This is a genomic window from Nocardia suismassiliense (assembly GCF_900269665.1).
Classification (GTDB): Bacteria; Actinomycetota; Actinomycetes; order Mycobacteriales; family Mycobacteriaceae; genus Nocardia; species Nocardia suismassiliense.
Genome location: NZ_LT985361.1, coordinates 176,729 through 187,050, shown reverse-complemented (window position 1 = coordinate 187,050; position 10,322 = coordinate 176,729). Strand labels below are relative to the sequence as shown.

General features: G+C 66.2%; 10 protein-coding genes and 1 pseudogene. 3 read left to right on the top strand and 8 right to left on the bottom strand.

All coding sequences use genetic code 11. The annotated features are described in order from the left end of the window. Positions 1-113 precede the first annotated feature (113 nt). Positions 114-986 (top strand): DUF692 domain-containing protein, encoded by an 873-nt coding sequence (locus DBO33_RS00875; protein ID WP_107653343.1) that lies wholly within the window; start codon positions 114-116, stop codon positions 984-986. Continuing rightward, positions 983-1,336, top strand: a complete 354-nt coding sequence (locus DBO33_RS00870) for a hypothetical protein (protein ID WP_107653342.1) — start codon at positions 983-985, stop codon at positions 1,334-1,336. Before DBO33_RS00875 ends, DBO33_RS00870 begins: the two co-directional genes overlap by 4 nt. A 56-nt stretch (positions 1,337-1,392) precedes the next feature. On the opposite strand, the gene DBO33_RS00865 is transcribed toward DBO33_RS00870, so the two are convergent. Next, a complete protein-coding gene (locus tag DBO33_RS00865) occupies positions 1,393-2,190 on the bottom strand; it encodes an MBL fold metallo-hydrolase (RefSeq protein WP_107653341.1) in 798 nt (265 codons plus the stop codon). Between the two features lie 142 nt (positions 2,191-2,332). Here DBO33_RS00865 and DBO33_RS00860 point away from each other — a divergent pair, with 142 nt between their 5' ends. Further along, a complete protein-coding gene (locus tag DBO33_RS00860; RefSeq protein ID WP_107653340.1) occupies positions 2,333-3,325 on the top strand; it encodes a bile acid:sodium symporter family protein in 993 nt (330 codons plus the stop codon). A 9-nt stretch (positions 3,326-3,334) separates the two neighbouring features. On the opposite strand, the pseudogene DBO33_RS00855 reads toward DBO33_RS00860, so the two are convergent. From DBO33_RS00855 to DBO33_RS00825, 7 genes and pseudogenes are all read right to left on the bottom strand, one after another. Beyond that, positions 3,335-3,466, bottom strand: a pseudogene (locus DBO33_RS00855) (aminotransferase class I/II-fold pyridoxal phosphate-dependent enzyme); the annotation flags it as partial. 124 nt (positions 3,467-3,590) lie between these two features. After that, positions 3,591-3,944, bottom strand: a complete 354-nt coding sequence (locus tag DBO33_RS00850) for a hypothetical protein (RefSeq protein ID WP_107653339.1) — start codon at positions 3,942-3,944, stop codon at positions 3,591-3,593. A gap of 791 nt (positions 3,945-4,735) precedes the next feature. Next, on the bottom strand, positions 4,736-5,428 hold the full coding sequence (locus DBO33_RS00845; RefSeq protein WP_325050680.1) for an AAA family ATPase: 693 nt from the start codon (positions 5,426-5,428) through the stop codon (positions 4,736-4,738). Between the two features lie 426 nt (positions 5,429-5,854). Beyond that, positions 5,855-6,889 carry an aminotransferase class I/II-fold pyridoxal phosphate-dependent enzyme gene (locus DBO33_RS00840; protein ID WP_107653337.1) on the bottom strand — a complete coding sequence of 345 codons (1,035 nt, stop codon included), beginning with the start codon at positions 6,887-6,889 and terminating at the stop codon, positions 5,855-5,857. Beyond that, the gene (locus DBO33_RS00835; protein WP_107653336.1) at positions 6,886-7,929 is read right to left on the bottom strand and encodes a 3-oxoacyl-ACP synthase III family protein; all 1,044 of its coding nucleotides are present in this window, start codon (positions 7,927-7,929) and stop codon (positions 6,886-6,888) included. The genes DBO33_RS00840 and DBO33_RS00835 overlap by 4 nt, the downstream gene beginning before the upstream one ends. A 7-nt stretch (positions 7,930-7,936) precedes the next feature. Continuing rightward, on the bottom strand, positions 7,937-8,599 hold the full coding sequence (locus DBO33_RS00830) for an SRPBCC family protein (RefSeq protein ID WP_107653335.1): 663 nt from the start codon (positions 8,597-8,599) through the stop codon (positions 7,937-7,939). A 3-nt stretch (positions 8,600-8,602) separates the two neighbouring features. Further along, positions 8,603-10,270, bottom strand: coding sequence for a thiamine pyrophosphate-binding protein (locus DBO33_RS00825; protein WP_107653334.1), 1,668 nt, complete (start codon positions 10,268-10,270; stop codon positions 8,603-8,605). Positions 10,271-10,322: the final 52 nt, after the last annotated feature.

Here is a 10,322-nt window from a genome sequence, read left to right as displayed (position 1 = left end):
CGGCGGCGATGGTGGGAGCGGCGGTGGGGGTGGGGGCGGTGGCGGAGGTGGCGGCTGGGGGGGGGGGGGGGGCGGCTGTGGCGGCTGACCACGGCACGGGCCGGCGCCCGCGGATGAGCGGACCCCTGCCGGACGGCGCGCTCGGGATCGGCTGGCGGCCGGAGATCTGTGGCGTGCTCGCGGAACTGGATGGGCTCGGGTTCGCCGAGGTGATCGCGGAGTCCTTGCCGGTCCGCCAGCGGCTGCTAGGCGGATCGGAGCTCACGATTCCCGCCGAACTAACAGCCCTGCGCGCGGCCGGGACCGCGATTGTGCCGCACGGTATTTCGTTGTCGCTCGGTGGCGCCGAACCGGTGCAGGAGCACCGGATCGAGCATCTCGCCGCGTGCGCGGAAGCGCTCGGTGCGCCGCTGGTGAGCGAGCATGTCGCGTTCGTGCGCGCGGGTGGCGTCGAGGCAGGGCATCTGCTGCCGGTGCCGCGTTCCAAGGCGGCGCTGGATGTGTTGGCGCGCAACATCTCCCGAACCCAGGCGGTGCTCGACGTGCCGCTGGCGGTAGAGAACATCGCTGCACTGTTCGACTGGCCCGACGACGAATACACCGAGTCGGAGTTCCTCGCCGAACTCGTCGATCGGACCGGCGTGTATCTGCTGCTCGACATCGCGAACGTTTATGCGAACGCCCGCAACCGCGCCCGCGATCCTCGTGCCGAATTGCTGCGCCTGCCAACGGATCGCGTTGCCTACTGTCACGTCGCGGGTGGCCACGAATCCGACGGCCGCTACCACGACACGCACACCGATCCGATCCCCGCCGAAGTCCTGGCTCTCGTCGGTGCTTTCACCGACCTGCACCCGGTGCCGCTGATGCTGGAACGCGACGGCAACTATCCACCCGCCGCCGAGCTCCTCGACGAACTCGATGCTATCGCCGCGTCCGCGCACCGACCGTCGATCACTGGGCGCGCACGTTCGGCGCGCGCATGAAACCGCAGCCGCCGGAAGCCGATACCGTTCTGCTCGCCGAGCGGCAGGCGGCATTGGTTCGGGCACTGGTGGCCGGGAGCCCGGTGCCGGACGGTTTCGATACCGAAGCCGTCGCTGCGACGGCACGAGCGTTGCTGCGCAAACGCGCAGACGAGGTCGCACGCCGCTTCCCATTGTTGGTGCATGCCTGCGGTGCGGACTTCACCGCGCGCTTCATCGCTTGGGCCGCGGACAAGTCCAAGACGTCGACCGCCTCGGACGCCACGGCTTTCGCTGAGCATGCAGGCATCGCGCTCAGCGGCTCCGCTTCTTCCCGCACCCGAAAGTTGTTGCTACGCCGACGCGCATAGCGAGATACCGCGTGCCGCCCTTCTGCCCCGCCTCCGCGGGCGTCCGTGAGTCGAGCCTATTCGCTGCGATTCGTCGCCATCGCGCAGAGTTCCAGCGATTCTCCCGGCGCCAGCACCGTGGTGTGTACACCGAGATCTGATGCTGCGGACCGGAACTCGGCCAGCGAGTCGTCGACCTCCACGTAGTACGGGGGCCGGTCGAGGCCGAAGTGGATCGGGACGACTGTACGTGCGCCCAGTAGGTGTCCCGCCAGCACGGCTTGCTCCGGCGTGAGCACAGCGGGCAACGGACTGGCCGGTTGCAGGTGTGGAAAGTCCACTGCCGCGCCGTTTATCGGCAGGAATGCGACGTCGAATGGGCCGCAGCGGCGAGCGATGAGCCACCACATGCCGTGAAAGAGGGTATCGCCGCCGTGGAAGATTCGGTGGCCGCCCGCGCCGACGACCCAGTTCACCTGTGGGTCGCCGAGTCCGTCGACGGCGGGTACCGCGGTCACCTCGAACGGGCCGATGGTGGTGGTCGCCCACTCTGTCATCACCCGGGTCGGCAGATCGTGTGCGGCGAAGCCTTTCTCGGCCGCGGCGGTCCACGCGAGATCGTCGCCGGTGCCCACCATCGGCTCGGGGCGCAGCACGATGCCGTCGGCCGCCAAGATGCGTGACAGCCCGGACGGATCGGCGTGGTCGAGGTGCAGGTGGGTGACCAGTGCGGCATCCGCGGGCCGCGGGGTGGTCAATGCGCCGTCCGGCAGGGCACCGCGCAGCAGCTCGCTGTCCTGCACGGCGTCGATCACCAGTGTGGCGCCGTCGAATTCGATTTCTACGCCTGCCCAGCCCAGTCGGCGGATCTTCATCGTCGTTCCTTCGTTCGTACGGCTTTCGGCAAGTGTACGGACGAACGTTCGTATATTTCTAGTATGCCCAGACATCCCATGGTGTGACGAAATACGTACTTCTCGGTTCGATCAGGGCACAGTCTCGGCGTTAGCGTGTGTTGTGCGATTCCTCAGCAAGTTCTATATCGACGGTTTCATCCTGTCGATCCTCGCTACGGTTGCCCTGGCCAGCGTTTTTCCCGCCCGGGGTACCGCTGCCGACGTAGTCGGCGTGCTGACGAAGATTGCCATCGCATTGCTCTTCCTGCTGTACGGCACCCGCCTCTCGCCGAAGGAGGCGCTGGCGGGGCTCACCCACTGGCGGCTGCACGTCGTCGTGCTGGCCAGCACCTTCGTGCTCTTCCCGCTGCTCGGGCTGGCGGCGCACCTGCTGGTGCCCGGCGTGCTGACCGACGACCTGTACACGGGGCTGCTGTTCCTGTGCCTGGTGCCGTCCACCGTGCAGTCCTCCATCGCGTTCACCTCGATAGCGAAGGGCAATGTGCCCGGTGCGATCGTGAGCGCGACGGCGTCGAACCTGCTGGGTGTCTTCGTGACTCCGCTGCTCGTCATCCTGTTGATGAACACCACGGGCCAGGCCAGCGTCGATTTCTCCTCGATCGGCGACATCGTGCTGCAACTGCTGGTGCCGTTCTTCATCGGCCAGCTGATCCGGCCCAAGGTGCACCGCTGGCTCAGCCGGTACGCCGAGCCGACGAAGCTGGTGGACCGCGGCTCGATCCTGCTCGTCGTCTACAGCGCGTTCAGCGCGGGCATGGTGGAGGGCATCTGGCACATGCTCTCGCCGTGGCGGATCCTCGCACTGGCCGGGGTGTGCTGCGTGCTGCTCGCGCTCGTCATCGCGGTGACCATGCTGATCGGCCGGGTCTTCGGCTTCTCGCGCGCGGACCGGATCGTGATCGTGTTCTGCGGCTCCAAGAAGAGCCTCGCCACCGGATTGCCCATGGCGACCGTGCTTTTCGCGAGCCAGCCGGTCGGGCTGATCGTGCTGCCGTTGATGATGTTCCACCAGATCCAGCTGATCACCTGCGCCGCGCTGGCCCAACGCTGGGCCAAGCAGGCGGAGGAGCCCGACGCGGCAGTGGCCGCCTGATGCGCTCATCCCTAATGGTAATTGCAGCCTGCGCACCCGGGCCACGAGCTCGCGGCTGCCGAAGGCGTAGCCGATGCGCGGTCCGGCCAAGGCGTACGCAGTCGAGAAGGTGCGCAGCACACGTAGATTCGGATGGCCCAAAAACGCCGTCAGCTCACTTGCCGGGCAGGCTCACAGAGCTTGGTGCCACGCGCGCCACCGCCGCCGCCCGTTCATAACGGCGATACCTACTCGGATCGCTGCCGCTGCGTCGCCGGAAGCCTGGTCACATGAGAGCTTCGTAATCTGCGACTGCTTCGGGAGTGAGGCGCAGAATGGTGGTCGTCCGAGGCTTGGTCGCGGTGGGTGGCGGTGGTGGAGTGCTGGTGCTGGTGCGACAGACGGTTGCTTCCCAGCGGTCGTCCCAGTCGCTGGTGCGAGTCCACCCCATCTCACGCAGTGCAGTGTCGAATGCTTCCGGATCGAGGTCGTCGGGTGCATCGGTCCACTGTCGGTCTTGGTGCTCGTGGCCGTCACTGTTCCAGACGACGGTGATTGGCGTGCGGTAGGTGACCGAGGCTGGGGTCTCGATGGTTTGGGCGACGGTAGCGTCGGCCGGGTAGGTCTGAGCCTCGGCCACAGCGGCCTCCCGCGCTGTTTCAATTGTGGTCTTGTCCAGGACTGCAAGAAACGCTCGGCCTTGGATTGTTGGCTCCGGTGTCATGACTGTCGAGTATGCCTTTTCGTCATTGCGATATCGCCAACGGGCACCTGCCGCTGCCGGTGGGCCGCAACGTTGTCACCTGCCTACCGGCGACAGCTACAAGAGGCCCAGATTACAGGTAGTACAGCATCAGCAGCCACACCCTTCCGCTTTGTTTCGTGTCATGGGGAACACACATGGGTACGGTACCGGGCCGTCGATAACCCACAACTGCAGATTCACACTCGCCCGGCGTGTTGAATACACGGACGACGAGATCCCAATCAATGTTGGATTCGATTCTGGTGCGTATTTCTGAATGCGAGGTTTTAAATTCTAACACTGTGGCTTGTGAAGCCGCAGCTGTGGGAATTGAGCTGAGTAAAGCAAGTGCGATCGAGGCGAGAGTCTTACGGAACATAGTATTCCCCCAAAAACATTGCAGATCAATGGCTTTGAATGTGCGCTACTGACAGAAGGCAAGGGGATGCCCCTGAAGTCAGTGGTAGCTCATTGTTGCCCCCAACATATCCGGACTCGATGTCTCGGCTGCGTTCAGCGTATCAGGTGAATCTGCTTTCAGCACAGCGTTTTCAGGCCCTGCCGGCCGACTTTCGCGCCTGCCAGGTATGGCAGGACGTAGGGCGTTTGCCCTCGAATACGCTGTGAAGCAAAGGCAATAACGGCTTCGGGACTCGGCGCCACAACCCCAGCCTCGAGGTTGGACGTCAGCGATCCGCGGACTCGTCCTTATCGTCGGTCAGCAGGTAGCGCACGAACTTGTCGGGAGCGGAGAGGAAGTCGCGAGTGAGTCGGACGGGCAGTGCATTGTCGTAGTCCACTGGTCGGATGCATCCGTCGTCGGCGATCTCGAAGATGGCCGCACCCGGCAGTGCAAGCAGGATAGGTGAGTGGGTGGCTACGACTATCTGACAACCCTGGTCTGTGAGTTCGGCCAATCGCGCGAGTACGGCCATGCATCCACGAACCGACAGCGCTGCCTCCGGCTCGTCCAGCAGATACAGCCCCTGGGGCCCGAAGCGATGGGTTACCAGGTCTACGAACGACTCGCCGTGGGAACGCTCGTGCGGTGAGATTCCGCCGTAGGCCGGTAACAGCGGCGGACCACCCCCACGATCGAGTCGCTCAATCTCCGATGCCACGTTGTAGTAGGACTCGGCCCGCAAGAAGAAGCCGGTGCGCGGCTTGGTGATGCCCCGGTGCAGGACCAGATGATCACCGAGCGACGACTCGCTGGCGCGGGTGACGAATCGGAAGTTGCGGCTTCCGCCTTCCGGATTGAATCCCGCTGCGACCGCGATCGCCTCTAGCAGGGTCGACTTGCCAGAACCGTTCTCTCCCACTAGGAATGTGACTCCTGGCGAGAGCGCCAGGCCGCCCGGGCGGGTCAGATACCGCACAACTGGCAGCATAAATGGGTAGTGGTCGGTCACGGCGTCTTGCGGTAACAGCACTCGCCGGATGAAACCACCGTGCGACCCGAAACGGTCACTACTCACAGACCCGTCCTCGGCATGCGAACCAACACCGACGTGCCCGGCAAAGTCGAGGGACGCCCGTCACCGCTCCGGCATTTCCAGCGTCGCCGCGCCTGGAGGCAGTCACCGTCTTAACAGGCGCAAGCCAGTACGTCACCACATCACCGTACGTGACGATGCCATAAGTTCGGCCGGATCATAGGACATGGGCGCACTGCCATGCCGCCAGCACCACCACGCATTTCTCTGCCGAGGTCGGCTGGTATCCGGATGCGCACAACCCCCCGAACCAAGGTGAGTCCGGGGACTTTGCCGCTGTGACCGACTGACGCGCGGGGCCGGGCGCGGCTACCTGCGTAGCGTCTCGAGCGCCCGCAGAACAGCGTGCGCCGCTACCGGATCGCCGACCGCAATGCGCGCGCTCCCATCCGGATACGCCTTGGCGGCGATGCCCGCCCGCCGCAGCGCGGTGGCCACGCCGGGCCCCGGCAGGTACAGGAAGTTCGCGTGACTGCGGGGCACCGCGATCCCGCAGCGCCGTAGCGCGTCGCGCAGGGCGTCCCGCTCGGCGGTGATCCGCATGGTCCGCGCGGCGAGCTCGGGCTCGGCCGCGTAGCACGCGGACACCGCCGCTACCGCGGCCGCGCTCATCCCGAACGGCAATTGCAGCGTGCGCACCCGGGCCACCAGCTCGCGCCTGCCGAAGGCATAACCGATGCGCAGCCCGGCTAATCCGTACGCCTTCGAGAACGTGCGCAGCACAAGGAGATTCGGGTGACGCCGCAACAGCGCGAGCGGGTCGATGTACTCGGCGGCACCCAGGAACTCGACGTAGGCCTCGTCCAGGATGACCGGAACCCGAGCGGGCACCTCGCCCAAAAACGCTGTGAGTTCGCGCGCCGACACCACCGTGCCCGTGGGATTGTGCGGACGGCACACCGCCACCAGGCCGGTCCGTTTATCGATGGCCCTGGCCATCGCGGGCAGATCCTGCTCGCCCGCCGAGTCCAACGGCACCGCGACCGTCTCCAGGCCCGTCATCTCGGCCATGATCGGGTAACCGTCGAACGTCGGTGTCGCGTAGACGATTCCGGCACCGGAGGCGGTCAACGACTGCATGATCTGCAGCGCCACCCCGGTCGCGCCCGAGCCGACCACGACCTGATCCGGATGCAGACCCAGATGTCGTGCGATCAATGCCGGCAGCTCGCGCGGTAAGAACTCCGGATACCGATTGGCTTGGGCCAGCGCACTGTTCACCGCTCGCAGCACCGAAGGCAACGGCGGGAACGGATTCTCGCTCAGTGTCAGGTCGAACTCCGCCGCCGAAGAGCCGCCACGCTGCCGCGACGGCGTGCTCTCCTCGACGAGGTGCGGGCTCATCGCGCCGCGCCCCACCGAATGGCCGCGGCGCCCGCGAAGTCGCCCGCGTGCGCGAACGCCGACATCAGCACCACCGACCCGTTGCGCAGCCTGCCCGCCCGGTTCTCCAGGTCCAGCGTCACCGGAATGCCTGCGGCGAACAGGTTTCCGCACCGGTCGAAGGTGTCCGGATGCCGTTCGGCGGGCAGCTCGAGCGCGTCGTGCCAGTTGCGCAGGAACAGCCGGTTCGGCTGATTGGTGACGAACGTATCGATGTCGCGGCCCTTCACCCCGATCCGATCGCACACCGCCAGCGCCACTTCCGGCACCAGCCGGTTGCCGCGCGCGAACACCTTGGTGATCTTGGATTCGGTGAAGCTGACGCAGCCCTGGCCCTCGCCCGGTTCCCAGTACTTGCGGTCGCCATTGGTGGAAAACTCCATGTCCCCGGCGAATTCGGGGTAGGTGCGGCACTCGATGTCCAGGATCGGCGCGCTGTCGTCCTTCACCAGCAGACCCACTCCGCAGCCGTCGCCGGGCACCGGCGCCTGGGCCAGCTTGCGGATATCGGGCTGGGTGAACACCGGTCCCGCGCAGTTCTGCGTCGCCGCGATCAGCGCGGTCCTGGCGCTGGTGGTCTGCAACACCATGCGGGCCATCGACATCATGTGCACGAAGGCGGCACAGCCGCCGTTGTGCACGTCGTAGACGAAGTCGGGTCGGGCGCCGAGCCGCTTGGCGACCTCCGGCCCGCATCCCATCACCGGGTTGGTCGGCAGCTGGGTGTGCGTGATCAGCACGTCGATATCCGAGATGAACTGCGCGCCATGGCGTTCGATCAGTGGGGCGACTGCGCGCTCGACCATGTCCACCGCCGTCTCGTCCCGGTCCACATGGTGGCGGGCCTTGGGCGAGCGGAACATCACGTTCTTGGCCATCCGGTCCGAGCGGGAGAACTGGGTGAAGTATTCGGTGCCGACCGGCTCCCCCGGCAGGTAGCTGGCCACATCGACCAGGCTGACCGCGGGCAGTCCCGGGGCGTCCGGGTTGGTGGAAATCATGCGAATCTCACTTCATCCAGTCGGGTTTGACGGGCAGGCCGTGCGCTGCCCGGTACTCGCAGATCGCCTTGAGGTTGTCCATCTCCAACTGATGGCCCGCGGAGAACATGTCCCAGAAGTCGCCGACCCAGACCGGCCGCTTCGGCGGCGCGGTCTCCGGATAGGGGTTCTCGTCGTAGAACGGATGCTTGCAATTGACCCACAGCACCACCGAACCCGGCTTGTTGAACACCGCCTGCGCATCGACGACCCGCAGCAGGTAGATCATCCACAGGTGCTGTGACTGGTCCCAGGCGCAGTGATAGTCGACGGTCATCGCCTCCGGATGCGCGACGGTCCTGGTGAAAATCTGGGTCTCGTCGCCGAGCCGGTCGTAGGCCAGCCACAGACCCGGCTCCTCGGCCGGGACGAACCCGCGCAGGCTGTAGGTCCACTCCTCCAGCGAACGCGTATCGGCGAGGTACTCGTACACCTCGCGCGGCGGCGCGGCGATATAGGCCTGCACCGGACAGTATTCGCCGAAGACCTGGTCGTGCGGGTACACCGACCGCAGCATGTCCATGATGATCGGCGTGGTCGCGTCCTTGTCGGAGTTCTCGATACGCAGCACACCGGGCGGCGTGTCGTCGGCCGGGATATCGCTGAGTGCCGGCAGAGCACTGGTGGTCATTGCTTACTCCTGAATTTGTTCGATGGCGGTCAAGAACGGCAGAAACGGCGGAATCTCATCCGGGTCCACGTCGATCGAGAGGAACGACGGCCCAGGGGTTTGCAGGCAATGCGGCAGGGCCGCAGCCAATTCGGCGGTACTGCGCACCGAACAGGTGGACAGACCGGGGAACATGGCGTCGACGCCCGCCCCGAGGTGCGCGGTCTGAAACCTGTTGAAGGAGTATCGGTCTCGGTAGTACAGCCGCTCCCTGGCCACGCACATGGCATGGGCGTTGTTGTTGAGCACGATGAAGGTGATCGGCAACTCGTGTTCGATCGCGGTGTGAATCTCCATGCCGTGCATGAAGAACGCGCCGTCGCCGGCCACGACAACGGTGCGGTGCCCGGCGCCGCGGGCGAACGCGGAGCCGATGCCCGCGCCGAACGCGTAACCCATGCCGCCCATCCCGAGCGCGACGACGAACCGGCCGCCGCGCGGCACCCGCAGGTGATGCACCACGGCCGCACCGGTATTGCCCGCGTCGGCAAACACATCGGTGCCGTCGGGTAGCGCCGCCTCGATGGTCTCCACCAGCTGTCGATAGCGCAGCCCGGGACCGGTGGATTCCGGCACCCGCAGTGGAGTAAGCGCAGTGGCCCGGCGCTGTTCGAATGTCGAAGGCCCAGCGGCGAATTCGTCGGCGAGCTCGCGCAAGGTGCGGGCCAGGTCGGTGCTGGTGGCATGGACGGCGGGCAGATAGGGCGGCGTCACGCCGATGCTCGCCACGGTGCCGCCCGTCAGCAGTTCGTCCAGCCCGGTGCGGGTAGTGATCGGCATCGGGGTGCCGACGAGCAGGCACAATGCCGCGGACCGGATCGCCGCGCCGAGTTCCGGATGCCCCATGCTGCCCGCGACGCCGCAGAAGCCGGGGTCGTGGTTGTCGTAGGTGTCCTTGGCATCCGGGGCGACGCCCACCGCGGCATCCAAGACGGCGGCCAGGCGAGCGAGTTCGCCGCGTGCATCGTCGCGGGCGACCTGGTCACCGGCGATGATCACGACCTTCCCGGTCCGTCGTGCCGTCGTCAGCGCGGCGCGCAATCGGTCCAGTCCGGCCTCGTCGCGCCGATACACCTTGGTGGGCAAGCGAATTGGTGACGCCGCACCCATGCTCGCCTGTTGCACCTCCTTGGGCAGCAGCAGCACGGCCGGACCGCCGCGCCGAGCGGCGCCGACCGCCCTGGCCAGCTGATCCGGCAGCTCGGCGGCGGTCTCGACGCGGGCGCAGTACCGGCTGATCTCGCCGAACATCTTGGCGGCATCGATGGTGCCCGCATGTCCACTGGTGTCCTGGAAGGCGCCGTTGCCCGCGTGCGCCGTCGGTGGCTGGCCGACCAGCGCGAGCACCGGCACCCGGGAGGCGAATGATTCGGCAAGTCCGGCAACAAGATTCATCGCGCCGCCACCGGAGGTCGCGGCGACGACACCGAGTCCGCCGGTCGATCGGGCATAACCGTCGGCCATGGTCGCCGCGGAAAACTCGTGTTTGGCGATCACCCCGGTGAGGTCGTACGGCGCGTCGAAGATCGCGTCGTACAGGTCCTCGATGTTCGCACCGTCCACCCCGAAGAGGTGCCGGACGCCCAGGGCCGAAACCGCCTGCACCAGATAATCGACGACCCGGGTCTGCATCGGCACTCCTTCCCGCGGTGTCCACCTGTGCATCGGGCACACGCGAGATCAC

What these genes read in the sequence shown, in the direction of transcription:
- DBO33_RS00865 (WP_107653341.1), bottom strand. Translation starts at nt 2,190, where the DNA reads ATGAAGATCCGCCGACTGGGCTGGGCAGGCGTAGAAATCGAATTCGAC.
- DBO33_RS00830 (WP_107653335.1), bottom strand. Translation starts at nt 8,599, where the DNA reads ATGACCACCAGTGCTCTGCCGGCACTCAGCGATATCCCGGCCGACGAC.
- DBO33_RS00835 (WP_107653336.1), bottom strand. Translation starts at nt 7,929, where the DNA reads ATGATTTCCACCAACCCGGACGCCCCGGGACTGCCCGCGGTCAGCCTG.
- DBO33_RS00840 (WP_107653337.1), bottom strand. Translation starts at nt 6,889, where the DNA reads ATGAGCCCGCACCTCGTCGAGGAGAGCACGCCGTCGCGGCAGCGTGGC.
- DBO33_RS00875 (WP_107653343.1), top strand. Translation starts at nt 114, where the DNA reads ATGAGCGGACCCCTGCCGGACGGCGCGCTCGGGATCGGCTGGCGGCCG.
- DBO33_RS00825 (WP_107653334.1), bottom strand. Translation starts at nt 10,270, where the DNA reads ATGCAGACCCGGGTCGTCGATTATCTGGTGCAGGCGGTTTCGGCCCTG.
- DBO33_RS00870 (WP_107653342.1), top strand. Translation starts at nt 983, where the DNA reads ATGAAACCGCAGCCGCCGGAAGCCGATACCGTTCTGCTCGCCGAGCGG.